Origin of the sequence: Butyrivibrio sp. FC2001 (genome assembly GCF_000424125.1) — a bacterium.
Lineage (GTDB): Bacteria > Bacillota > Clostridia > Lachnospirales > Lachnospiraceae > Butyrivibrio.
This window is the reverse complement of the sequence record NZ_KE384135.1, coordinates 101,989-127,557: the sequence shown is the minus strand read 5'-3', so window position 1 is coordinate 127,557 and position 25,569 is coordinate 101,989. Positions and strand designations below refer to the sequence as shown.

The 25,569-nt window shown below is 44.4% G+C and carries 24 protein-coding genes, 1 pseudogene and 1 riboswitch; of the genes and pseudogenes, 23 read left to right on the top strand and 2 right to left on the bottom strand.

Annotated elements, in window-relative coordinates:
• The 12 genes and pseudogenes from G601_RS0120670 to ribF all read left to right on the top strand — a co-directional run.
• A pseudogene (locus G601_RS0120670) lies at positions 1–222 on the top strand (IS1634 family transposase); the annotation flags it as partial.
• A 697-nt stretch (positions 223–919) separates the two neighbouring features.
• Positions 920–2,389 (top strand): xylulokinase, encoded by a 1,470-nt coding sequence (gene xylB, locus G601_RS0120665; RefSeq protein WP_026666465.1) that lies wholly within the window; start codon positions 920–922, stop codon positions 2,387–2,389.
• A 63-nt stretch (positions 2,390–2,452) separates the two neighbouring features.
• Positions 2,453–2,578, top strand: a riboswitch (THF riboswitch).
• Positions 2,579–2,648: 70 nt separating this feature from the next.
• Positions 2,649–3,230: a folate family ECF transporter S component gene (locus G601_RS0120660; RefSeq protein WP_026493376.1), complete on the top strand. Its 582-nt coding sequence runs from the start codon at positions 2,649–2,651 to the stop codon at positions 3,228–3,230.
• 207 nt (positions 3,231–3,437) lie between these two features.
• Positions 3,438–3,902, top strand: coding sequence for a ribosome maturation factor RimP (rimP, locus tag G601_RS0120655; protein WP_026493377.1), 465 nt, complete (start codon positions 3,438–3,440; stop codon positions 3,900–3,902).
• A gap of 67 nt (positions 3,903–3,969) precedes the next feature.
• A complete protein-coding gene (gene nusA / locus G601_RS0120650) occupies positions 3,970–5,181 on the top strand; it encodes a transcription termination factor NusA (RefSeq protein WP_026666464.1) in 1,212 nt (403 codons plus the stop codon).
• Between the two features lie 38 nt (positions 5,182–5,219).
• Positions 5,220–5,486: an RNase P modulator RnpM gene (rnpM, locus tag G601_RS0120645; RefSeq protein ID WP_330364525.1), complete on the top strand. Its 267-nt coding sequence runs from the start codon at positions 5,220–5,222 to the stop codon at positions 5,484–5,486.
• Positions 5,479–5,790 carry a L7Ae/L30e/S12e/Gadd45 family ribosomal protein gene (locus G601_RS0120640; RefSeq protein ID WP_026493380.1) on the top strand — a complete coding sequence of 104 codons (312 nt, stop codon included), beginning with the start codon at positions 5,479–5,481 and terminating at the stop codon, positions 5,788–5,790. Before rnpM ends, G601_RS0120640 begins: the two co-directional genes overlap by 8 nt.
• A gap of 16 nt (positions 5,791–5,806) precedes the next feature.
• Positions 5,807–8,710: a translation initiation factor IF-2 gene (infB, locus tag G601_RS0120635; RefSeq protein ID WP_081673656.1), complete on the top strand. Its 2,904-nt coding sequence runs from the start codon at positions 5,807–5,809 to the stop codon at positions 8,708–8,710.
• A gap of 54 nt (positions 8,711–8,764) precedes the next feature.
• Positions 8,765–9,181: a 30S ribosome-binding factor RbfA gene (gene rbfA, locus G601_RS0120630; RefSeq protein ID WP_026493382.1), complete on the top strand. Its 417-nt coding sequence runs from the start codon at positions 8,765–8,767 to the stop codon at positions 9,179–9,181.
• Positions 9,181–10,143 carry a DHH family phosphoesterase gene (locus G601_RS0120625; RefSeq protein ID WP_026666462.1) on the top strand — a complete coding sequence of 321 codons (963 nt, stop codon included), beginning with the start codon at positions 9,181–9,183 and terminating at the stop codon, positions 10,141–10,143. The genes rbfA and G601_RS0120625 overlap by 1 nt, the downstream gene beginning before the upstream one ends.
• Positions 10,144–10,149: 6 nt before the next feature.
• Positions 10,150–11,103: a tRNA pseudouridine(55) synthase TruB gene (gene truB, locus G601_RS0120620; protein WP_026666461.1), complete on the top strand. Its 954-nt coding sequence runs from the start codon at positions 10,150–10,152 to the stop codon at positions 11,101–11,103.
• A 42-nt stretch (positions 11,104–11,145) separates the two neighbouring features.
• Positions 11,146–12,069 carry a riboflavin biosynthesis protein RibF gene (ribF, locus tag G601_RS0120615; protein WP_026493385.1) on the top strand — a complete coding sequence of 308 codons (924 nt, stop codon included), beginning with the start codon at positions 11,146–11,148 and terminating at the stop codon, positions 12,067–12,069.
• Here the strand turns inward: ribF and G601_RS0120610 are convergent.
• Positions 12,064–12,792: an ion transporter gene (locus tag G601_RS0120610; RefSeq protein WP_035791252.1), complete on the bottom strand. Its 729-nt coding sequence runs from the start codon at positions 12,790–12,792 to the stop codon at positions 12,064–12,066. The two genes, ribF and G601_RS0120610, sit on opposite strands and share 6 nt — an antisense overlap.
• Before the next feature lie 13 nt (positions 12,793–12,805).
• Positions 12,806–12,967 carry a hypothetical protein gene (locus G601_RS26360; RefSeq protein ID WP_155829614.1) on the bottom strand — a complete coding sequence of 54 codons (162 nt, stop codon included), beginning with the start codon at positions 12,965–12,967 and terminating at the stop codon, positions 12,806–12,808.
• A 262-nt stretch (positions 12,968–13,229) separates the two neighbouring features.
• Here G601_RS26360 and rpsO point away from each other — a divergent pair, with 262 nt between their 5' ends.
• The 11 genes from rpsO to G601_RS0120550 all read left to right on the top strand — a co-directional run bounded on the left by rpsO (position 13,230) and on the right by G601_RS0120550 (position 25,537).
• Positions 13,230–13,496, top strand: a complete 267-nt coding sequence (gene rpsO / locus G601_RS0120600; RefSeq protein ID WP_026493387.1) for a 30S ribosomal protein S15 — start codon at positions 13,230–13,232, stop codon at positions 13,494–13,496.
• Positions 13,497–13,649: 153 nt separating this feature from the next.
• Positions 13,650–15,737, top strand: a complete 2,088-nt coding sequence (locus tag G601_RS0120595) for a polyribonucleotide nucleotidyltransferase (RefSeq protein WP_026666459.1) — start codon at positions 13,650–13,652, stop codon at positions 15,735–15,737.
• Positions 15,738–16,013: 276 nt separating this feature from the next.
• Complete coding sequence (locus G601_RS0120590) at positions 16,014–17,165, top strand: phosphopentomutase (RefSeq protein WP_026493389.1); 1,152 nt, start codon at positions 16,014–16,016, stop codon at positions 17,163–17,165.
• Positions 17,166–17,302: 137 nt separating this feature from the next.
• Positions 17,303–18,904, top strand: a complete 1,602-nt coding sequence (locus G601_RS0120585) for a peptide chain release factor 3 (protein ID WP_026493390.1) — start codon at positions 17,303–17,305, stop codon at positions 18,902–18,904.
• Positions 18,905–18,907: 3 nt separating this feature from the next.
• Positions 18,908–20,524: a transglutaminase domain-containing protein gene (locus G601_RS25520; RefSeq protein WP_051206129.1), complete on the top strand. Its 1,617-nt coding sequence runs from the start codon at positions 18,908–18,910 to the stop codon at positions 20,522–20,524.
• 99 nt (positions 20,525–20,623) lie between these two features.
• Positions 20,624–21,811, top strand: coding sequence for a mechanosensitive ion channel (locus G601_RS0120575; RefSeq protein ID WP_026666458.1), 1,188 nt, complete (start codon positions 20,624–20,626; stop codon positions 21,809–21,811).
• Between the two features lie 532 nt (positions 21,812–22,343).
• Positions 22,344–22,718 carry an Asp23/Gls24 family envelope stress response protein gene (locus tag G601_RS0120570; RefSeq protein ID WP_026493392.1) on the top strand — a complete coding sequence of 125 codons (375 nt, stop codon included), beginning with the start codon at positions 22,344–22,346 and terminating at the stop codon, positions 22,716–22,718.
• Between the two features lie 18 nt (positions 22,719–22,736).
• On the top strand, positions 22,737–23,135 hold the full coding sequence (gene nusB, locus G601_RS0120565) for a transcription antitermination factor NusB (RefSeq protein WP_026493393.1): 399 nt from the start codon (positions 22,737–22,739) through the stop codon (positions 23,133–23,135).
• Positions 23,128–24,339: an exodeoxyribonuclease VII large subunit gene (gene xseA / locus G601_RS0120560; protein ID WP_026666457.1), complete on the top strand. Its 1,212-nt coding sequence runs from the start codon at positions 23,128–23,130 to the stop codon at positions 24,337–24,339. Before nusB ends, xseA begins: the two co-directional genes overlap by 8 nt.
• A 53-nt stretch (positions 24,340–24,392) precedes the next feature.
• Positions 24,393–24,617 carry an exodeoxyribonuclease VII small subunit gene (xseB, locus tag G601_RS0120555; protein WP_026493395.1) on the top strand — a complete coding sequence of 75 codons (225 nt, stop codon included), beginning with the start codon at positions 24,393–24,395 and terminating at the stop codon, positions 24,615–24,617.
• Positions 24,617–25,537 (top strand): polyprenyl synthetase family protein, encoded by a 921-nt coding sequence (locus tag G601_RS0120550; protein ID WP_026493396.1) that lies wholly within the window; start codon positions 24,617–24,619, stop codon positions 25,535–25,537. Before xseB ends, G601_RS0120550 begins: the two co-directional genes overlap by 1 nt.
• The last annotated feature ends 32 nt before the right edge of the window (positions 25,538–25,569 follow it).

Genomic DNA, 25,569 nt, shown 5'->3' with positions numbered 1-25,569 from the left:
TTATTGGAAAAGCAGCTTGAAAGCAAGTATACCTGTGAAGAAATCCTGGATAAATTAAAATCTATGAATTTTGCAGACATAAAAGGTCAGGGATACATGCCTACTTATGTTCGAGACAAACTGACTGATGCTCTCCACAGAACATGCGGATTCAGAACTGACTACGAATTCATCACCAAAGCTGATATGAGAACAATAGAAAAACAGAGTAAGCAAAGGTAATATTACTATATTTCAAGAAGCACAAAGATAACGCCGAAAGCCAGATGATTCAAGGTTTTCGGCGTTATTTATTGTTGTTGAACTGTCAAAGACAGGATTATATTTCCGGAATAATTGCAAGCCTTTTTTGAAAAAAATTTAACTTCTTAAATAAATGCCAGGTTAAATGCCATAATATAGGGGAATATATGCCAACATACGGGCAACATATATGGTGTCATTACGCGAAAAGAGCACAAAAATCGGAGTAATGCGCGTAGCCTGATCCATTCAAAAGCGGAAGTTCTACGCGTTAAACTACGCAAAATCTAAGCAATACGCGTAAACTGGATTCTATCTAAGGGGAAACACTACGCGTTTAGCTACCTAAAACCAAAGTAATACACGTAGCCTAGACCCTATCCAAGGGGGAATACTACGCGTTAAACTACACAAATCCAAAGTAATGCGCGTAGCCGTGCTCGCGCGATGGCATAAACCTTCGCGTAAAAAGATATAAACAATTAGTATACACGTAGCATAAGGCTGATTTGTTGAAAGAACCTAACAGAAGCCCAACCAATCTGCAATAATTAGTGATTAAAGAGCAAAAAGTGTGATGCACCTCTTATAAAAAACATTTATAATTATCATTGTGACTTTATGGTCTATAAAAGAAAGTAAAAAGCAAAAACAAATAATTAATGGGAGGTTGTATATGCTTTATATAGGTGTAGATTTAGGAACATCATCAGTAAAGCTTGTTCTCATGGATGAGACAGGCAAAATTCATGGCACAGCTACAAAGGAATATCCTTTATATTTCCCTCATCCCGGCTGGTCAGAGCAGAAGCCCGAGGACTGGTATGCTCAGGCAGTTGAGGGCCTTAAGGAAGTTCTTAAGGACGTAGATAAGTCTCAGGTTGCAGGTATCAGCTTCGGTGGACAGATGCACGGACTTGTAATTCTCGATGAGAATGATAACGTTATCCGTCCTGCAATTCTTTGGAACGATGGCAGAACTCAGAAGCAGGTTGATTACCTCAACAACGAGATCGGTAAGGATAAGCTCTCTGAGTACACTGCAAATATTGCATTCGCAGGCTTCACAGCACCCAAGATCCTCTGGGTTAAGGAGAATGAGCCTGAGAACTTCAAGAAGATCAAGAAGATAATGCTTCCCAAGGATTATCTTGCATATAAGTTTTCAGGAACCTTCTGCACAGACTATTCTGATGCATCAGGAATGCTCCTTCTTGACGTTAAGAACCACAAGTGGTCTGAGGAAATGTGCAAGCTTTGCGACATCACAACAGATATGCTTCCTAAGCTCTATGAGAGCTATGAGAAGGTTGGTGAGCTTAATCCTGAGCTTACAGCAGAGCTTGGACTTAACAGCGGTGTAGTTATAGCAGCAGGTGCAGGCGATAACGCAGCAGCTGCAGTTGGAACAGGAACTGTAGGCGACAACAGATGTAATATCTCACTTGGAACAAGCGGAACTATTTTCATGTCTTCCAAGAATTTCGCAGTAGACAGTAACAATGCACTTCATTCATTTGACCATGCAGATGGAAGCTTCCACCTCATGGGATGCATGCTCAGCGCTGCAAGCTGCAACAAGTGGTGGATGGATGGCATCCTTAATACCAAGGATTACGCAGGAGAGCAGAGTCGTATTCAGAGGCTTGGTGAGAATCATGTGTTCTTCCTTCCGTACCTCATGGGTGAGAGATCTCCCTGGAACAACCCGAATGCCCGCGCAACCTTCACAGGTATCACAATGGATACCACAAGAGATGACATGAGCCAGGCAGTTCTTGAGGGCGTTGCTTTTGCTACAAGAGATATGTATGAAGTTGCTAAGAGCATCGGTGTTAAGCCTGAGCGCACAATGATCTGCGGTGGTGGTGCCAAGAGTCCTCTCTGGAGAAAGATGATCGCGAACATCCTCAATATAGAAGTAGATGTTCCCGCATGTGAGGAAGGCCCAGGAATGGGCGGCGCTATGCTTGCAATGGTAGCATGTGGCGCATACAAGAGTGTAGAGGAAGCAGCTGCAGCAATCGTTAAGGTTGATAAGACAGAGAAGCCCGATCCTGAGCTCGTTGCTAAGTATGAAGCAAGATATCAGCAGTTCAAGACAATCTATCCTGCACTTGCTGAAACTTTTGATAAAATAATTTAATTTTATAAAATGTTATTGACGATAAGAAAAGTATCGTTATAATAAAATTCGTAACTAACAAAAAGCAGAGTAGAATTCGATGCGTTAGGAATTGCAGAAGTATTCGTTGCAATTTCTTAAGTGCCATCTGGACAGGGACTGCCAGACGGACGAAGGGCAACCGCGATGTCGGATTCGGTTCCCACTGTAGCATATTGAACGTGTTATGAATTCATACACCTCCTTGTGCATACCGTGGAATGCATAGGAGGTGTTTTTTATGCAGAAAAATGTAACAGCAGAAGTAAACGGCAGTATCAATGTAAACAGATGGATGGGCTCTCTTGCTGAGTTCAAGAAGCTCAGGAACGTGGTGTTCTGTGGAATGATGGCAGCGATAGCAGTAGTTCTCGGCTATGTGGCAACCATCAATATCGGACAGTACATCCGCATCGGCTTTTCGGGCCTTCCCAATCAGGTTGTGGATTGTCTCTTTGGACCTGCGGTTGGAGCTATTTTCGGTGCGGCACTTGATATCATTAAGTGGTTCATCAAGCCTACAGGAGATTTCTTCCCCGGCTTTACAATAAGTGCAGCCCTTGGCGGAATAATCTACGGCTTCGCTTTTTATAAGAAGAAGATATCACTGGTAAGAGTATTTATCGCTCACCTTATCGTAAGCGTTTTTGTAAATGTGGGCCTTAATTCACTCTGGCTCAAGATCCTTTACGATCAGGCTATCATGGTAATGCTTCCCGGAAGAATCTTAAAGAACGCGATCATGCTTCCCATCGATACATTCATTACCTATGCGATGCTCAGAGCCGTTGAGAGAACCGTTAAGCCTATGATGAATTTATAAAAAAACTGTAAATAAAGGCTTTTTTTGCGACCGATAAGCGGCAGTTTAAGGCGAAATGCCTGTTTTAACCCTCTGGGGGGTTGACGAAATGCACCTGTGGTGCTATATTACAGATGTAACTAAAAATAGAACAGACTGAAAGTGGGCTTGCAAGAGCCCACTTTTTCTATGACATTTCGTAATTGTTTTTATATTGAGAGGACTGCAATGTCAAGAAGAGAAGAGATCGAAAACAAGACAGAAGCCCTTCTTAAGCCTATCGCAGAGCAGAACGAGGTTCGCATCTATGATGTGGAATTCGTCAAGGAAGCGGGCGAGTGGTATTTAAGGGCATACATTGACAGGGACGGCGGAGTTGATATCAACAAATGTGTCGACGTAAGCCATGCACTTTCAGATGCACTTGATGCGCACGATTTCATTGAGGAAGCATACACCCTGGAGGTCAGCAGCCCGGGACTTGGCAGACAGCTTAAAAAGGACAGACATTTTGAGAATAGCCTTGGACAGGACGTTGATGTGAAGCTTTACAAAGCCATGGATGGAACCAAGGAGTTCACCGGCAAGCTCAAGAGCTTCGATGCCGACAGCATTACCATAGAGAATGCCGGCAACGACATCACTTTTATTAGAAAAGAAATTTCAAGCGTTAAGCTTACGTTGGATTTCTAATACGGATCCAATGTTTTTATAAAAATGGTTAATTGATAAACTTTCATAGATCAAGGAGAAAAATACTATGAGTAAAGAATTGATGGACGCACTCGATTTACTTGAAAAGGAGAAGAACATCAGCAGAGATTCACTGTTCGATGCAATCGAGAATTCCCTTATCACTGCCTGCAAGAATAACTTTGGCAGAGCAGAGAACATCCGCGTTGAAGTTGATCGTGATACTTGCGATTTCAGATGTTTTGCTGATAAAGAGGTAGTCGAGCTTGAGGACGATGTAATGGATCCTCTTCTTGAGATCTGTCTTGATGATGCACACAAGATCGATCCTAAGGCTCAGATCGGTGATATCGTGCCTGTTTCACTTAATTCCAAGGAGTTCGGCCGTATCGCAACTCAGAATGCCAAGAACGTTATCCTTCAGAAGATCCGCGAGGAGGAGAAGGATGCTATCTACAGCGAATATTATGAGCACGAGCACGACATCGTTACAGGTGTGATTCAGAGATTCATTGGTAAGAATATCAGCATCAACCTTGGTAAGGCAGATGCAATGCTCAATGAGAACGAGCAGGTTAAGACTGAGCACTATCGCCCCACAGAGCGTATTAAGGTATATATCCTTGAGGTTAGAAACGGAAACAAGGGACCCAGAATCCTTGTATCACGTACACACCCTGATCTTGTTAAGAGACTTTTCGAGCAGGAGGTTGCTGAGATCCAGGATGGTACAGTTGAGATTAAGAGCATTGCCCGTGAGGCAGGAAACCGTACCAAGATTGCTGTTTACTCCAACAATCCTAACGTTGATGCGGTAGGTGCTTGTGTAGGTATCAACGGAAGCAGAGTTAACCTTATCGTTGATGAGCTTAACGGCGAGAAGATTGATATCGTTAACTGGGATGAGAACCCCGGTAACCTTATTCAGAATGCTCTTTCACCTGCTAAGATCGTTGCAGTTTTCGCTGATCCTGATGAAAAGAGCGCAAAGGTAGTAGTTCCTGATTACCAGCTTTCACTTGCTATCGGTAAGGAAGGACAGAACGCAAGACTTGCAGCTCGTCTTACAGGCTACAAGATTGACATTAAGAGTGAGACCCAGGCTAAGGATGCTCCCGGATTCCGTATCGAGGACTACATGGATGACGAGGAAGATTACGAAGGCGAAGAGTACGAAGAGGGTGAAGAGTTCGAAGAGGGCGAGTATTCCGAGGAAGAGTACACTGAAGAGGAGTACGAGGCTGAGGAAGATGCTGAGGCTGCTGAGGACGAAGAGTAATCCCGATTCTGCAATGAAGGTCAGTTAAAAGGATGGCTATGGAAAAAAAGAAACCTATGCGAAAATGCGTCGGCTGCGGAGAGAGCAAGGAAAAAGCAATGCTTATCCGCGTGATCCGGGATACTGAGGGAGAGATTCATCTTGATCCTTCGGGACGTGCCAACGGAAGAGGCGCTTATGTATGCAAGGATAGCAAATGCCTGGAAAAGGCAATAAAGAAAAGAGGCCTTGAGAGATCACTTAAGGTTGTAATTCCGGAGGAGACTCTGGAACAGTTGAAGAAGGAGCTTGAGATAAATGGATGAAAATAGAATTTATTCTCTGCTCGGCTTATGTCAAAAGGCAGGAAAACTGGTGAGCGGTGAGTTCTCAGTTGAGAATGCCATAAAAGGCGGAAAGGCTTGTCTGGTTATCGTAAGTAATGATGCCTCAGAGAATACAAGCAAAAAATTCCGGGATAAATGTGATTATTATGAAGTGCCGTTTTACATGTTTGGGGATAAGGAAAAACTGGGACATGCGATCGGCAAGGAAGTTCGAACGAGTATTGCGATCACGGACGACGGATTTGCAAAAAGCTTTCAGAAGAACTTACGCGTAGATGAATAGTACGGAGGAAATACGAATGTCGAAAATTAAAATATCCGAACTCGCTTCGGAGCTTGGTGTTGAAAGTAAGGAGCTTATAACATACCTGCATGATCAGGGTGTTGAAGCTGCAAAAAGATCAACAAGTTCCGTTGAAGATGAGGATGCGGAGAAGGTAAGAAAACACTTCGGAAGCGGCAAAGCCGATGCGAAAACCGAGAGCAAGTCAGATGCTCCTGCTAAGGAGGAAAAGTCCAAGACAGCTCCCGAGTCCGATGAAAAAAAGGGAGATAAGAAGCCCATGAAGAAAAAGCCCGAGGGAGATGGCGCTGTTAAAAAGAAGAAGAATATCATCTTTGTAACAAACCCTAACAATTCCAAGAGCGGCAATTTCCATGGACAGAATAACGCAAATCGTGGCGGACAGAACAAGAACCAGAATCATAATCAGAACCGCGACAACCGTGGAGGACAGAAGCAGGGAACATTTGCCCGTTCACAGAATGTGTATCATCCTATCAAGCCTTTGACAGCTCCTTCACAGCTTGAGTCATATAATACAGAGATCCCGAAGTATCAGGAGACACCTCAGAAGCCTGTTAAGGCTGCAGAGACAGCTCCCAAGACTGAGCCCGCTAAGAAGCCTGCAGCTCCTGCTCAGGCACCTGCAGCACCTAAGGCTGCAGCTGCACCTCAGAGAGAGCAGAGAGATAACCGTGGTACAGAGAACCGCAGGAACGACAACAGGGACAACAGAGACAACAGAGACAACAGGGACAACAGAGACAACAGAGATAACAGAGAGCAGGGCGGACAGCTCAAGAGAGGCTCTCAGAATGACAGAGGCAGAGCAGGTCAGGGTAACGTTCGTCAGGGTGCTGGCGGAGCAAGACCCGGACAGGGGCCTCAGGGAAGACCCGGCAATGATCGTCCTCAGGGCGGAAAAGGTAAGGACTTCTCCAAGAGCAAGGACAGAGGCGGCTTTGATGCAGCTCCTATAAATGAAGGCGGTAAGGGCGAAGGTAAGAGACGCTCTACTCAGGATAAGGATAAGAGATCCAAGAAGGATCATATCTATGAAGAGAATGAAGAGATGATGCCCAGAAGTAAGAGGGTTGGTCGTTTCATTAAGCCTGAGGTTAAGAAGGTAGAGGAGCCCGAGGAGCAGATCAAGGTTATCACAATCCCCGAGAAGCTTACTATCAAAGAGCTTGCTGATAAGATGAAGCTTCAGCCTTCAGCTATCATTAAGAAGCTTTTCATGGCTGGACAGATTGTGACAGTTAACTCTGAGCTCTCATACGAAGATGCTGAGAACATTGCAATTGATTACGATATCATCTGTGAGAAGGAAGTTCAGGTAGACGTTATCGAAGAGCTTCTTAAGGAGGAAGAGGAGGATGAGAGCCTTCTTACTCCCAGACCTCCGGTAGTCTGCGTAATGGGTCACGTTGACCATGGTAAGACATCACTTCTTGATGCTATCCGTGACACAAGCGTAACTGACAAGGAAGCAGGCGGTATCACACAGCGTATCGGTGCTTACCAGATCAAGGTTCAGGATAGAAAGATCACCTTCCTTGATACACCCGGACACGAAGCTTTCACAGCTATGCGTATGCGTGGTGCTAACTCTACAGATATCGCAGTTCTCGTAGTTGCAGCTGATGACGGTGTAATGCCTCAGACAATCGAAGCTATAAACCACGCTAAGGCTGCAGGTGTTGAAATTATCGTTGCTGTAAACAAGATCGATAAGCCCAGCGCTAACGTTGACAGAGTTAAGCAGGAGATGACAGAGTACGGCCTTATCGCTACAGATTGGGGCGGATCAACAGAGTTTGTTCCCGTTTCAGCTAAGACTGGCGAAGGCATGGATGTACTTCTTGATACAATCCTTATTACAGCAGATATTCTTGAGCTTAAGGCTAATGCGAACCGTGAGGCAAGAGGTCTTGTCCTCGAGGCTAAGCTTGATAAGGGCCGTGGGCCTGTTGCTAACGTACTTGTACAGAAGGGAACACTTCATGTTGGTGATTTCATTTCTGCAGGTGCTTGCTCAGGTAAGGTTCGTGCAATGATAGATGACAAGGGTAAGAGACTTAAAGAGGCTCGTCCTTCACAGCCCGTTGAGATTCTTGGTCTTTCAGATGTACCCGGAGCAGGTGAGGTATTCCTTGGACACCAGAGCGATAAGGAAGCTAAGCAGTATGCTAATACATACCTCCAGCAGCAGAAGAAGGATCTTATCGAAGAGACAAAGGCTAAGATGTCTCTTGATGAGCTCTACTCCAAGATTGAGGAAGGTAAGCTCAAGGAGCTTGACCTTATCATCAAGGCTGACGTTCAGGGTAGTGTAGAAGCACTTAAGGCAAGTCTTCTTAAGCTCTCTAACGATGAGGTTGTTGTAAAGGTTATTCACGGCGGTGTTGGTGCGATCACAGAGTCTGACGTATCACTGGCTGCAGCTTCAAATGCTATCATCATCGGTTTCGATGTTCGTCCCGATGCTGTTGCTAAGAGCACTGCTGAGCACGAAGGTGTTGAGATCAAACTTTACAAGGTTATCTACCAGGCAATCGAGGATGTTGAATATGCCATGAAGGGTATGCTTGCTCCTGTTTACGAGGAGAAGGTTATCGGGCATGCTGAGATTCGTCAGCTGTTCAAGGCTTCCAAGCTCGGTAACATCGCAGGTGCAATCGTAACTGACGGTATGATCCAGAAGGATTGCAAGGTTCGTATCAGCAGAGACGGCGAGCAGATCTTCGAGGGTGACCTTGCTTCACTTAAGCGCTTCAAGGATGACGTTAAGGAAGTTAAGGACGGATATGAGTGTGGTCTTGTATTCGAGGGCTTTGATTCAATCAATGTAGGCGACGTAGTTGAAGCTTATATCATGGTTGAGATACCCCGTGAGAAGCTTGACAAAAAGAACTAATCAGAATAAACAGAATGCAGCCGGTACTTTTTCAACGGTACTAAGGAGCACAATATGAGAAAAAACAGTATAAAGAATATTCGCATTAACGGCGAAGTTATGAAGGTTATATCTGAGGCTATCAGATTCAGCAAGGATCCCAGGATCAGCCCCATGACATCTGTAATGGATGTTGAGGTTGCTCCGGATCTTAAGACCTGCAAGGTGTGGGTGTCTGTTATGGGTAACGATGAAGACAGACTCCGCACGGAGGAGGGCTTAAAATCAGCTGCCGGCTATATCAGAAGCACAGTTGCCAAGGAACTTAACATGCGCAACACACCTGAGCTCAGATTTATCATGGACGATTCCATCGAGTATGCGATCAATATGTCCAAGAAAATCGACGAGGTCGCAGCCAAGGATGCAGCTGCAAAGGCAGCCAGAGGCGAAACTGACGAAGATATTTCCGATTCAGATGAGGAATTATAATGAGAATTGATGAACTGGTAAAAGGAGTAAAAACTGTAGCCATCAGCGGACATATCCGCCCCGATGGAGACTGTATAGGCTCCAACATGGCATTATATCTCTATTTGAAAAAGAATTACCCGGAGCTTAAGGTGGATGTTTTCCTTGAAAATATCCCCGACAGCTACAAAGTTATAGCTGCTATAGATGAGGTTAATACTGAGTATACGACGGATGTAGACAGCTATGATGTTTTCTTTGCGCTTGATTGCGGAAAAGAGAGACTTGGAAATGCTGAGAAGCTTTTTGATGCAGCTAAGAAAACAGTTAATATCGATCATCACATAAGCAATCAGGGAACAGGTGATGAGAACTATATCGTTCCCACAGCAAGCTCCGCATCAGAGCTTGTGTACAACTGCATGGACAGTGAAAAGCTTGACGCAAATATTGCCAAGGCAATTTACATGGGTATCATTACAGATACCGGAGTGTTTAAGTATTCAAACACTTCACCCAACACCATGAAGGTTGCAGCTGATCTTATCAGTTATGGCTTTGAGTTCGGCGAACTCATTGATCAGGTATTTTATGAAAAGACCTATGTGCAGAATCAGATCCTAGGAAGAGCACTTCTTGAGAGCATGCGCATTATGCACGGTGACTGCATCGTCAGCGTTGTATCAAGACAGACCATGGATTTCTATCAGGTTACATCCAGTGATCTTGATGGAATCGTGAGCCAGCTTCTTTTGACAAAGGGAACTGAGTGTGCAGTTTTCATGTATGAGATCGGAAGCCTTGAGTACAAGGTAAGTCTCAGATCAAAGGGCAAGGTAAATGTTGCCAAGATAGCAGAGCTGTTCGGAGGCGGCGGCCATGCAAGAGCTGCGGGCTGTACAATGAACGGAACTCAGCACGATATAATTAACAGTCTCTCTGAGTATATCGAGAGAGATTTAAAGGGCGTTAATGCTAAATGAGGTTATATGTATAACGGACTTATCAATGTTTACAAGGAGGCAGGCTATACATCAAGTGATGTTGTAGCGCGCCTCCGTGGCATTTTAAAGATGAAAAAGATCGGACACACAGGGACTCTGGACCCGGATGCGGTTGGAGTCCTTGTTATTTGTGTAGGAAACGGCACTAAGCTTTGCGATATGCTGACCGATCATGATAAAGAATATATTGCGGTGTGCAGACTTGGTGTGACAACTGATACTCAGGATATGTCAGGACGCGTTCTTTCTGAAAAAGAGGTTAATGTCACAAGCGAGCAGCTTCACGAGGCTGTAAAAAGGTTTGTGGGCGAATATGATCAGATTCCGCCTATGTATTCCGCTATAAAAATAAACGGCAAGAAATTATACGAGCTTGCAAGACAGGGTAAAGAGGTTGAGAGAAAGCACCGAAGAATAAATATCGAGGCGATAACAATTCTGGACGAATCCCATCTTCAGGATGAGCATATTTTCACTATGGAAGTAAAGTGCTCAAAGGGTACCTACATCAGAACCTTATGTAATGACATAGGAGAGGCACTTGGCTGTGGTGCTGCAATGGAGCACCTCACAAGAACTGCTGTGGGAAGCTTCCACCTTGAAACAGCCCGCACTCTTGATCAGATAGAAGAGCTTAGAGATCAGGGCAGAGTAGAGGAGATTGTTGCTTCAACAGAGAGCCTTTTCAGGGACCTTGATTATTGCATAGTTAAGGATGATTTCAGAAGAATGCTTGAAAACGGAAACAGCTTCAGGGTGGAGAACCTTGTAAGTGAAGCCCCCGAGGACGAGCAGGACTTCGTAGAGCCCCAAGAGCTCTATGCCGACGGAACAAGAGTAAGAGTATATTCGGAGGATGGAACGTTCTTTGGAATCTACAAATGTGACGAGCGGACCGGGCAGTTCAGGGTTGAGAAGTTTTTTTATACACAACAATAAAGCCTTCTCCCTAATAGGGAGAAGAGAGGGTAAATAATACTAATGCAGATAATTTCAGGCGACGCACAATTTCATATAGAAGGTCCTACTGCTGTCGCCATTGGTAAGTTTGACGGTGTTCACCTGGGGCATCAGAAGCTCCTTAATCATATACTTGATAAAAAGGATCAGGGAATGAAGGCGACCATATTCACCTTTGATCCGCCGCCGGCTGTATTTTTCTCTAAAAAGAAACAGCCGCAGCTTCTTACAAGGGATGAGAAGCGCAGAAAGTTTGAAAAGCTTGGTATCGATATTATGGTGGAATTCCCCATGAATGCGGAGACGGCACATACCATGCCGGAGGATTTTGTAAGAAAAATTCTGCATGACCAGATGCATGCTGCATATATCGCAGCAGGAGACGATCTTTCCTATGGCTATAAGGGAAGAGGAGATTTTGCTCTTCTTAATAAGCTGGCACCGGAGCTTGGCTATAGAACACACGCCATTAAGAAGCTTCAGATGTTTGGAAGAAATATCAGCTCCAGCTTTATTAAGGAAGAAATCGTTGCAGCCGAGATGGAGAGAGCAGCAGAGCTCCTCGGTGAGACCTATTATGTAGGCGGCTTTGTTGAGCATGGTAAGAAGCTTGGCAGGACTATAGGTTTTCCTACAGTTAATCTTCTTCCGCCCGACGAGAAATGCCTTCCGCCCTACGGAGTCTATTTTTCAGAGGTAAGAATAGACGGGGAGAAGCACCACGGCATGACAAATATAGGCTGCAGACCTACTGTTTCCAATAACGGACAGGTAAGTGTTGAAACCTATATTTACGACTTCGATGATGATATATATGGAAAATATCTGGAGATAGCTCTTTTGACCTTCCACAGAAAAGAGCAGAAATTCTCCGGAGTTGATGCCCTCCAGAGTCAGCTTTCGCTTGACCTTGAGGCAGGAAGAAACTTCTTTGATATGTTATAACTCGTACTTGGACTTTTTCCTTCTGATTTCATCCATATAAGCGGCGGTGATTATACCAGTGGGAAGAGCGATGACTGCCATTCCTACAAGGGCGGAGAACATGGTTATTATGCGGGCCAGCGTCGTAGTGGGAGATATGTCTCCGTAGCCTATGGTTGTAATAGAGATTGTTGCCCAATACAGAGCATCAAGGAAGGTGTCGAACAGATCAGGCTCAAGCTGGAACACCAGCATGGCAGATATGAAAATATAAATGGCGATCAGTATGAGAACCGCGCCCAATTGCTTTCTGACCTTTCGAAGAACATTGGCGATTACTACCATGGTCTTGGAATAGCGAACGAGCTTGATTACCCTGAAGGCTCTGAACAGTCTGAAAAGACGCAGAGTGCTGCTTACAGGGAAAAGAACATACAGAATCGGAAGCATTGCAAGGAAGTCGATTATGGCAAGCGGTGTGAAAACATAGGCTATGTAAGCCTTGATGCTTTTATAGCCCATCTTGTAATCGGCGGTATATACTCTGGCGACGTAATCAATGAGAAAAATTACAAAGGTAGCGATATCGATCTGTCGCTGATATATGCTCTCGGTTTTCATGACAAGAGGAATCATGCCCACAATTACTGTAGTGGTCATAAGCAGATCGTATGCGCGGGAGGAGACATCTCCTGTCTGTGAAGCTTCAAGAACTTCGTGGATTCTTCTTTTTGTTTCGCTCATGGAATTCACCTTCTTATGGATTGAGAATGGTTACGATGCCCAGGATTATTAGTAGAATGGACAGAATACGGCATAGCGCGACAAAGATGAAGGTTCTTTTTTTACTACCAGTCTGAATTATGCCGAAATCGTCGATCAGAGTGTTGTCCTTTTTATCGGATGATTTTTTTAACATAGTGCTGACTCCTCTCATATAGAAACAAGAGTGAATAGCTGAAAAATTAAGCGTATGTACTATTTCATTGTAGCAAAATTGCATTTAATAATCTACTGTAAATAGAAGAAACTGTTCACAAGGCTTTACAAGCATAGTTGTCTATGTTAAAATCAATTGGTTTCTCATGTGAGGAACGATGTTGTTATTACCGATACTCGGATGATGGTACTCCAGCCGCTTCCTGGTATACGGCAAATTGTAATCAAAAAGGAGACGAAACATGATTTCAAAGGAAAAGAAGACAGAAGTTATCAATCAGTACGCTAGAAAAGCTGGCGACACAGGTTCACCGGAGGTTCAGGTTGCTATTCTTACAACCAGAATCAAGGAGCTCAACGAGCACCTTAATACACATCCGAAGGATCACCACTCAAGAAGAGGTCTTCTTAAGATGGTAGGTAGAAGACGTGCTCTTCTTTCATACCTCAAGAAGAACGACCTTGAGAAGTATCGTAAGCTTATTGCTGATCTTGGACTCAGAAAATAATTTCCTAAGGGATAATAGGGCGGGGATGCCGATTAGAAATAGTCGGCTTATTCCGCCTTGTTTCTTTATTTGCCACTTTTTTTAATTACAAAGGTAATAACTAATAAGTTTACATAACAATGCGCCCGAGGATGGCGCGAGAAGGAGAACAATATGAAAACATTTTCAACAGAACTTGCCGGAAGAACTCTTACAATCGAGATCGGCAAAGTTGGTAAGCAGGCTAACGGATGCGCATTCATGAAGTACGGCGACACAACAGTACTTTGTACAGCAACAGCTTCCGATAAGCCCAGGGACGGAATCGACTTCTTTCCTCTTAGTGTAGAGTACGGTGAGAAGTTCTATTCTGTAGGAAAATTCCCCGGAGGATTTAACAAGCGCGAGGGTAAGCCTTCTGAGAATGCAATTCTCACAAGCCGAGTTATCGACAGACCTATGCGTCCTCTTTTTCCTAAGGATTACAGAAATGATGTAACAATCGAGACAATGGTAATGTCAGTAGACACACAGTGCCGTCCTGAGCTTGTAGCTATGATTGGTGCTTCAGTTGCAGTTTCTATTTCAGACATTCCTTTTGACGGCCCTTGTGCAATGACTCAGATCGGTATCATCGATGGCGAGTTCGTTGTTAATCCCTCTCAGGAGCAGTGGGATAAGGGTGATATGAGACTTACTGTTGCTTCAGTAGGTCAGAAGGTTATCATGATCGAGGCAGGATGTAACGAGATTCCTGAAGAGAAGATGAAGGAAGCTATCTACCTTGCACACGACGTTAACCTTAAGCTCATTGAGTTTATCAAGGGCATCGTAGCTGAGGTTGGTAAGCCGAAGCACGAGTATGCAAGCTGTGCAGTTCCTCAGGAGCTCTTTGATGCAATCAAGGAAGTTGTTCCTCAGGAAGAGATGGAGAACGCAGTATTCACAGATGAGAAGCAGAAGAGAGAGGCTAACATCGCTGACATCACTGCTCGTCTTGAAGAGAAGTTCGCTGACAACGAAGAGTGGCTTGCAATCCTTGGCGAAGCTATTTATCAGTATGAGAAGAAGACTGTACGTAAGATGATCCTCAAGGATCACAAGCGTCCTGACGGAAGAGCACTTGATCAGATCCGTCCTCTTGCAGCTGAGATCGATCTTATTCCTCGTGTTCACGGTAGTGCAATGTTCACTCGTGGACAGACTCAGATCTGCGACGTTACAACTCTTGCTCCTCTTTCAGAGATGCAGAAGGTTGAAGGACTTGATCCTTACGTATCAGGTAAGAGATATATCCACCAGTACAATTTCCCTGCTTACTCAGTAGGTGAGACTAAGGTTTCAAGAGGCCCCGGACGTCGTGAGATTGGTCACGGAGCTCTTGCAGAGAGAGCGCTTCTCCCTGTACTTCCTTCAGAGGAAGAGTTCCCTTACGCTATCCGCTGCGTATCAGAGACATTTGAGAGTAACGGTTCAACATCAATGGCTTCCACATGTGCATCATGTATGTCACTTATGGCAGCAGGTGTTCCGATCAAGAAGATGGTTGCAGGTATCAGCTGCGGTCTTGTAACAGGCGATACAGATGACGATTTCGTAGTACTTACAGATATCCAGGGTCTTGAGGACTTCTTCGGAGACATGGACTTCAAGGTAACAGGTACTAAGGAAGGTATCACAGCTATCCAGATGGATATCAAGATCCACGGTCTTACAAAGGCAATCGTTGAGCAGGCTATTTCTCAGTGCCGTCAGGCTCGTCTCTTCATCATGGATGAGTGCATGAGCAAGGCAATCGCTGAGCCTCGTAAGGAAGTTAGCCAGTACGCTCCTAAGATCATCTCTATCGAGATCGATCCTGATAAGATTGGTGATGTTGTAGGTCAGAGAGGTAAGACTATCAACGAGATCATCGACCGCACAGGCGTTAAGATCGACATCACAGATGACGGTAAGGTAAGCATCTGCGGCGAAGATAAGGATATGATGCAGAAGGCTATCGACATGATCAACATCATTACAACAGACTTCGAGAAGGGCCAGATCTTCACAGGTACAGTTGTAAGCATCAAGGAGTTCGGTGCATTCGTTGAGTTCGCTCCCGGTAAAGAGGGAATGGTTCACATCAGCAAGATCGCTAACGAGCGTATCGACCACGTTGAGGATGTTCTTACTCTTGGCGATGAGGTTAAGGTTGTATGCCTTGGCAAGGATCGCATGGGACGTATCTCATTCTCAATGAAGGATGTAGCACAGAAGTAATTATTTAGCTCGCCTTCTCCCTCTGGGGCGCACGACGTCCAGTGGACGTCGGTTCTGCGCGGACCGAAGCGGAGCGGAGACAGGTGTCAGCTATGCTGACGGATGAGGGCGAAATATGGTAAAATAAAGGGGATGCGAGACTTCGCATCCCCTTTTCTAAATTAATTCCTAGGAGCCTTTTTTGTTGTCGTGCGTATTTTGCACGACATCACAAAAACGGACATCCGACAACATTTAGTAAGACATAAATTAGCGTTTATAGAGGAGGATACTTTTATGGGAAGAATATTCTTGATAGTTTTAGACAGCTTTGGAATTGGCGAAGAGCCCGATGCAGCTGAGTACGGCGATTTTGACGTGAACACAATCAGAGCCTGTGCTACAAGCAAGTACTTTGATATGCCCAACATGGGCGCTATGGGCCTTTTCAATATTGATGGTGTTGACTGCAGACCTGCAGTAGATGCTCCTACAGCAGCATTCGCAAGATGCCAGGAGGCAAGTAAGGATAAGGATACAACCATCGGACACTGGGAGATCGCAGGTGTGATTTCACCTAAGCCCATGCCGAAGTTCCCTGACGGATTCCCGCAGGAGTTTCTTGATGCTTTTTCTAAGAGAGTTGGACGTGGCGTTATCTGCAACAAGCCTTATTCAGGAACTCAGGTTATTAACGACTACGGCGATGAGCATGTAAAAACCGGAGACCTTATCGTTTATACATCAGCGGACAGTGTGTTCCAGATTGCAGCTCATGAGGAGGTAGTTCCGCTTGAGACTCTTTACGAGTACTGCCACATCGCGAGAGAGATGCTTCAGGGTGATCTTGGAGTTGGCCGTGTAATTGCAAGACCTTTTGTTGGTTCGAACGGCAACTACACAAGAACACCTCACAGACATGATTACTCACTTGAGCCTCCGAAGACAACCATGCTTGATCAGCTCAAGGCAGCAGGCAAGGATGTCCTCGGTGTAGGTAAGATTCGTGATATCTTTGAAGGAAAAGGACTTACAGAGTTTGTATTTACAGAAGGAAATGCAGACGGCATTGATAAGACACTGGCTTATATGGATAGGGATTTCGATGGCCTTTGCTTTGTAAATCTTGTTGACTTCGATATGCTCTATGGACACAGAAGAGACATCGATGGTTATGCCAAGGCTCTTAATTACTTCGATACCAAGCTTCCTGAGATGGTTGCCAAGCTTAAGGATGATGACATCATCATGATGACAGCTGACCACGGCTGTGATCCCAGCTATCAGAAGACCACAGACCATACAAGAGAGTACATTCCTTTCATCATGTATGGTAAGAATGTTAAGACCGGAAACCGCGGAACAAGAAGTACCTTTGCGGATATAGGAGCTACAGTGCTTGATTACTTTGGAATTAAGCCGGAGTTTGAAGGAACTTCAATGCTGTAACAGGTCCTCATTCGGTGCTTCTCTCCAGGGGAGAAGGCAAGATTTATTTGACTTTATACGCATCTTTCCTTAAAATAGGTAAGATGCGTATTTCTTTGCGCAGAGTTATGTATTAGAGTTTTTCAGAAAGGTCTAAAATGAGTAACAACCAGATTACAGAAGAGATAAATAAGAGACGTACTTTTGCGATTATATCCCACCCTGATGCAGGTAAGACTACACTTACAGAGAAGTTCCTTCTTTACGGTGGAGCCATCAACCTTGCAGGTTCAGTTAAGGGTAAGGCTACAGCCAGACATGCAGTATCTGACTGGATGGAGATTGAGAAACAGCGTGGTATTTCAGTTACATCATCAGTTCTTCAGTTTAACTTCGAGGACTGCTGCATCAATATTCTTGATACACCCGGACACCAGGATTTCTCAGAGGATACATATAGAACACTTATGGCTGCGGATTCAGCGGTCATGGTAATAGATGCAAGTAAGGGTGTTGAGCCTCAGACTAAGAAGCTTTTCAAGGTCTGCACAATGAGACACATTCCGATCTTTACATTTATAAACAAGCTCGACAGAGATGCCATGGATACCTATGAGCTTCTCGACGATATCGAGGACCACCTTGGAATAGCTACATGTCCCATGAATCTTCCTATCGGTTCAGGTAAGAACTTCAAGGGAATCTATGACAGAAGAGAGAAGCATGTCGTTACCTTCCAGGATACTATGAAGGGAACAAAGGAAGGAACTGAGACTATCATTCCTATGGATGACAGAGATCAGCTCATTTCCACTATCGGAGAGGAGGCTCTTGAGAATCTCGAGGGCGAGATCGAGCTTATGGACGGAGCAGGTGCTGAGTTCAACCTCGATGAGGTTAGAGCAGGTAAGCTTACACCTGTATTCTTCGGATCAGCTCTTCAGAACTTCGGTGTTGAGCTTTTCCTTCACAACTTCCTTCAGATGGCTACACCGCCCAGTGGAAGAGCAGATTCAGAGGGTGAAGTAATTGATCCTAAGGATCATGAGTTTACAGCCTTCGTATTCAAGATCCAGGCTAACATGAATAAGGCTCACAGAGACCGTGTGGCATTCATGAGAATCTGCTCAGGTAGATATGATGCTGATAAGGAAGTTAAGCACGTTCAGTCAGGAAAAGTGTTCAGACTTTCACAGCCTCAGCAGCTTATGGCTGATGAGCGTAAGATTTTAAGTGAGGCTTACGCAGGTGATATAATGGGTGTGTTTGATCCCGGCATCTTTTCAATAGGTGATACGGTTTGCATGCCTAAGGACACAGTTAAATATGAAGGAATTCCGACCTTCGCTCCCGAGCATTTCGCGAGAGTACGCCAGGTTGATACCATGAAGCGTAAGCAGTTCGTTAAGGGTATCGAGCAGATAGCGCAGGAAGGTGCCATTCAGATTTTCCAGGAATTTAATATGGGTATGGAGGAGATTATCGTCGGAGTTGTCGGTGTCCTCCAGTTTGACGTTCTTAAATTCAGACTTCAGAATGAATATAATGTCGAAATTATTCTGGATATGTTACCATATGAGTATATACGTTGGGTAGACAATGAAGATGTAGACATGAATTCACTTGTTGGAACTTCAGATATGAAGAAGATCAAGGATATGAACGGAAGACCGCTTCTTATCTTTATTAACGAGTGGAGTCCGCAGATGGTTCTTGACAGAAACAAGGGACTCTCACTTAGCGAATTCAGAAAGAACTAAACTATGAAGAAAGACAGATGTTTTAAAAACTTAATAGGGAAAGCATCTGTCTTTTTTGCATTTTTATGCATGTGCACGATGCTCACAGCCTGCAGTAGTGTGAACGATTCCGTGTCTGATTTTTTCCAGGACAATAATCTCCTTAATGATGGGGATAAGATTGGCTTTGGAAAAAAGGATAAATCTGTAGCTGGTGAGGCTGCATCTACAGAGGAATCTGGCGAAGCTAAGACTGATGATACAGACAGTGCCGATGCAATAAGTACTGATAATAGCGATAGCTCTGCTGCAGTAGATGTATCGGAAAGCACTTCTGCGGAAGAATCAGCTCCTGCAGATAGCAGCGCAGAAGCTGATACTTCTGAGACTGCTGCTGAAAGTGAAAACACAGATGACTCAGCTTTTGATGCAGATAAGGTCAACAAGGCAATCGATGACCTTATTACTCAGATAGAGATTGAGACCGGACGCACCGGAAGACGCAAGGAGGTTGAGGAGACTGAGGAGGAAAAGGGCAAGGATTCAACCACCTATTTCAGTGATTCCTACCAGCAAAAACAGCGTGCAGAAATAGGCCTTTCTCCTGTGGATATAGATGAAATAAAGAAGTCACAGGAGGGCAACTATGCCTATGAGCATCTTACAAATGACGGTAAGACTCTCTATGTAGAGCTTTATAAGATCATTCAGAACAGGGCTGAGGATATCGTGGTTTCCACCCTTGATGAGGAAACTCTTGATGTGGTGTGCCAGTTTGTCTTAGCCGATCATCCCGAGTTTTTTTATATGGATGGCTATACCTACACCAGATACACTGTGGCAGGAGTTTTGAAGAAAATCTCCTTTACCGGAAATTATATCTATAGTGCTGAGCAGATCGCCGCAAGACAGGAGAAGATAGATGAGTATGTGCAGACCTGTCTCGCCGGCGTACCCTCAAATGTCGATGGCTACACCAAGGTCAAGTACATCTATGACTATCTCATAACCAACACTGAATATGACGCAGATGCTCCGGATAACCAGAATATCTGCTCGGTATTTTTATATGGAAGATCAGTATGTCAGGGCTATGCCAAGGCTACGCAGTATCTTCTTAATAAGCTTGGAATTCCTACGACCCTCGTTACCGGTAAGGTTGCGGGAGTGGGACACGCATGGAATCTTGTTCTTGTGGACGGAGAGTATACCTATGTAGATACCACCTGGGGAGATTCATCCTATCAGCGCTTTGAGGCAGGTGGGGACAGCTCACAAAAGCTGCCGCTTATTAACTACACCTATCTTTGCTGCACAACTCAGGATATAAACAAGACCCACACCATCTCCGAGACACTTCCTGTTCCGGACTGCACCTCCATGAGGAATAACTACTATGTGAGAGAAGGAGAGTACTTCACGGAGAACGATTTTGGTGCCCTTGGAGAACTTTTTAAGAGAAGATACTCAGATGGTAGCAATAATGTAACAATTAAGTGCAGTACCCGCGCAGTTTACGACGAATTTATTAAAAATCTCATAACAGAGCAGAATGTTTTTGGTTACATGGAAGGCTCGAATAACACAGTTTCCTATACCACTTTTGATGAACAATATACCCTCATTATTTGGCTGTATTAAGCGAATTAAAAAGTGACAAAATGTTAACAATATTGATTGAACATAACTGTTTCCGGTGATAGAATGTATTTAGTTTTGTGAAAACAAGGAGGAAATGGTATGTTAAATTTTACAAACTTCATGACCGGATTATTGGGGGGATTTGGAAAGGTGGTAGTAGCTCTGCTCATTTTACTTGTAGCTTACATTGCTGCTTCTATCGCTAAATCACTGATCATCAAGCTTCTTACACACACTAAGCTTGGCTTTATCGTGTCAAGAGCAGACGGTCCGAGACCCGGAGTAACAATTACTTACATCAGTAAGCTGGTTTACTTCTTGGTATTTATGCTTTTCATCCCGGCTATTTTTGGGGCGCTGGGGATTGACAGCATCTCTGGTCCTATCATGGGGCTCTTAAACACAGTTTGGGGATATGTTCCCAGCATCATTGCCGCAATAATCGTTATCTTTGTCGGCAACATCATCGCAACAACAGTTCGTGCACTTCTTGCACCTCTCTTTGCAAGACTCAGACTTGATGAGCTTCAGGCAAAGGCTGGTATGGAAGTAAAGGACAATGCTAAGCTTTCATACACACTTGCTTACATCGTGTATGTTCTTATCATGATCCCTGTATTCATCGTTGCACTTAATGTACTTAAGATTGATGCAATCACAGCTCCTGCTGTAAACATGCTTTCAGTTGTTATCGAGTACATTCCTCGTATCGTTATCGGCTGCCTTGTAGTATTTGTTGGTTACCTTATCGGCAGATTCGCAGGTCAGATCGTAACACAGCTCCTTGCTTCAACAGGCGTTGATAAGAAGCTCACAGATATTACAGAGGGTAAGACAGAGAAGTTCGTTCTTTCAAAGGTTACAGGCACAGTAGTACAGGTTGTTATCAACATCATCTTCATTGCACAGGGCTTCGCTGTAGTAGACCTTAAGGTTCTTACAGACATCGGCGCTGCAATCATTGGCTACATGCCTAAGGTTCTTGCTGCTGTTATCGTTCTTACACTTACATACTTTGCTGCAATCCTTGCAGAGAAGGCACTTAAGAAGAACGGTATGGATGGTTACGCACTTGTTTCTAAGACAGTTGTATTCATAATCGGAATCATCATGGTTCTTAATCAGCTTGGTATCGCTACAACAATCGTTAATTCTGCATTCATCATCATTATTGCAGGTCTTGCTGTAGCATTTGCGATCTCCTTCGGTATCGGCGGTAAAGCATTCGCTTCCAAGCAGCTCGACAAGCTCGACAAGTACATCGACGAGAATAAGAAGAATAAGTGATAAATACGGCCTCCCGTTTATGCATGCTTAATCGCACGTTTACGGCTGCGCAGTGATTTTAGAATCTCAAAATCCCTGAAATGCTTCCTATCGACTTCGCTCAGAAAAGTCAGCATTTCAGGGATTTTTCAATTCTAAAATCAATCTGCTCGTCCGAGAACTGTGCGATTACTCATGCACAACCGTGAGGCCTTACTTTTTTCCTCACCTTTAACTCTCGCCGATGCACTTGCCTCGCCTCCCCAACTGCTCCGCCACACCCATCCACGCTTGATTCAAGGAGCCCTCTACGTTATTGGCTTGCTGGGTACGCTAAATCATTCCTTGACGGTATGAAGTACAAATTGACCTTTAGGTGGGCTCTACACACCACCACTCCTTGACGTCTAACCACCACAATCGCTCTTTTTCGGCCCTGAATGCACAGCGGGGCTTATTTCTCCCCCACGTCAATAAGGTTCAAAAAAGTTGCCCATTGTGGTGGTTTCTTGTATAATTATAAGGATTTCAGTATGAAAGGAACGTGATTATTATGGAAAAGGAAGTACAGAATAATACACTTATTAAGTCTAAGGGAATCGCATCAGTTAAGATTGCTGATGATGTGGTTTCCAAGATTGCAGCTCTTGCAGCACTTGAGGTTGAGGGCGTAAGTGCAATGGCTGGTAATTATACAAGCGAAAATATAGAGAAGGCAAGCCCTAAGAACATTCAGAAGAGCTCAAGAATTTTCGTAAATGAGGGCAGAGTTCGTGTGGATATGTCCATACTTATGAACTATAGCTACAATATACCTGCTACAAGTAAGCTCGTACAGGATAGAGTAAAGAGCTCTATCGAGAGCATGACAGGACTTGACGTTACAGATGTCAATGTTCGTATTGCAGGAATCACAATGCCAGAATAATAAAGTACAGAGGATATTATGAAACGATCAGAATTAAGAGAACAGGTATTTCAGCTTCTTTTCCGTGTTGAGTTCAATACCAAGGAAGAGATGAGAGAGCAGGAGGATCTGTTCATAGAGACAAATGATATAGAGATGAGCGAGTCAGACGTTAACTTCGTTAAGACTCGCTATGAGAGCATAGCAGATAAGCTCCCTGAGATAGACAAGCTTATAAATGAGGTTACTACCGGCTGGGATACAGGTCGTATCGGCAAGGTAGAGCTTGCTATTTTGAGACTTGCTGTCTATGAGATTAAATTTGATGATTCTATTCCTACCGGAGTGGCAATTAACGAGGCGGTTGAACTGTCTAAGAAATTTGGTCAGGACGGAGCATCCTCCTTTGTAAACGGAGTGCTGGCTAAGTTTGCGTAACGTATATACAGTTGAGCAGATTAATTCTTATATAAAAAATATGTTCAGGCAGGATTATCTTCTTTCATCCCTTACGGTGAAGGGAGAGATCAGTAACTGCAAATATCATTCCTCCGGTCACATCTACTTTACGCTTAAGGATGCGTCCGGAGCGATTTCTTGTGTGATGTTCCGAGGTCACGCTGCTACAGGACTTAAGTTCAAAATGCAGGAGGGACAGCAGGTTCAGGTCACAGGATCGGTTGATATATATGAACGTGATGGTAAGTACCAGCTTTATGCTACAAAAATTGAGTTAGACGGAGCAGGTGCTTTATTTGAGCGTTTTGAAAAGCTTAAAAAAGAACTGGCCGAACGTGGAATGTTCGCACAGGAATACAAGCAGGAGATTCCCAAGCATATAAAGACACTGGGAGTTGTAACTGCTCCTACAGGCGCAGCTGTAAGGGATATAATCAATATCTCCACCAGAAGGAATCCCTATGTGCAGATATATCTGTACCCTGCAATAGTTCAGGGAGATCAGGCGAAGGATAGCATAGTTCGCGGAATTTCCACTCTGACGGATATGAATGTGGACGTTATCATTGTAGGACGAGGCGGTGGTTCCATAGAGGACCTCTGGGCCTTCAATGAAGAGGAGGTTGCCGAGGCGATTTTTAACTGTCCCATCCCGATAATATCTGCGGTGGGTCATGAGACGGACTGGACCATAGCGGATTTTGTGGCAGACCTTAGAGCGCCCACACCATCAGCGGCGGCAGAGCTTGCGGTTTATGAGATAGACCTTTTGCTCCAGGATATAGACGCATACGCTGATATCCTTTACAGGCGCATGAATGAGAAAATCGAAAGACTCCGCGACAAGGCAGCAAGTGATAAGAGACTTTTAGAGCACCTGTCACCTGCAGCTAAGATCAGAGATCAGAGAATGAGAGCGGCTCAGAGCGCAGAGAGACTCGAGAGACTGATCACGGATATCATAAGAGAAAAGAGGCATCTTTTGGATGTGGACATTGAGAGACTTAAAGCCTTAAGTCCACTTGATAAGCTCCAGTCGGGATTTTCATACGTATCTGATGAAAAGGGTAAGAATATCAGGAGCATCAAGGCTGTGAGCGCAGGCGATAAGCTTGAGATCAATGTGAGTGACGGTGTTATCGGTGCTGAAGTTGTAGAGGTGAAAAAGCGAAGTTATAAATAATAAGCCTTCTCCCTTTGGGAGAAGGTGGCACGAAGTGCCGGATGAGGGTCAATATGGCTAAAAAGAGCGAAGAGAAAGAACTTACGATAGAAGAGGCATTTAGTGCCGTTGATGAGAAAATAAAAGAACTTGAAAAAAGCGATGTTTCCCTTGAGGATTCCTTCAAGCTTTTCAAGGAAGGAATGGATCTTTTAAAGCATTGCAATGATTCGATTGACAAGGTAGAGAAAAAGGTTCAGAAGGTCATGGCTGACGGACAGACGGAGGATTTTGAGTGATGTCGGAATTTGTGAAATTACTTGACGAGAAGGCTGGAGAAGCAGAAGAGATCATTAGGAAATATCTTCCTGCTGAGGAAGGATACCAGAAGAAGGTTATCGAGGCCATGAATTACAGCGTTATGGCCGGCGGAAAGAGAATAAGACCTGTGCTTATGATGGAGATGTACAGACTCCTTGGTGGCAAGGATTTACAGGTTGTTGAGCCCTTTATGGCAGCTATTGAGATGATACATACCTATTCTCTTGTTCATGATGATCTGCCTGCCATGGATAATGACGAGTACAGAAGAGGCAGGAAAACAACCCATGTTGTTTACGGCGCAGGAATGGCTACTCTTGCAGGCGACGGACTTCTGAACTACGCATACGAGACAGCACTCAAGGTATTTTACTGTAAGGCTGATCTTACACCCTTCGACGGAGACATCAGCGACAGAAGAGCCAAGGCCCTTGAGATACTCACAAGGAAGGCCGGAATCTACGGCATGGTTGGCGGTCAGTGCGCGGACATAGAGGCAGAGGGCAAGGCAGAGGCTACTTCTGAGGAACTGATTTTTATCCATGAAAATAAGACAGCTGCCATGCTTGAGAGCAGCATGATGATAGGCGCAATACTTGCAGGAGCCGATAATAAGACTCTTAATGATATAGAGCAGGCAGCGAGGAAGATAGGCGTTGCATTCCAGATTCAGGACGACGTCCTTGATATCACAGGAGATGAGGCTGAGCTTGGAAAGCCCATCGGATCCGATGAGAAAAATGAGAAGACAACCTATGTCACACTGCACGGACTTGAGGAATCGAAGGCAGAGGTTGAGAAGCTTTCAAATGAGGCAGTAGATATCCTGTCAAAATATGAAGGCAGCGGGGAATTCATTGTACCGCTTGTTACCTGGATGATTTCCAGAAACAAGTGATAGCTTAAAAAATACTATAAAGTCTTCTTGTT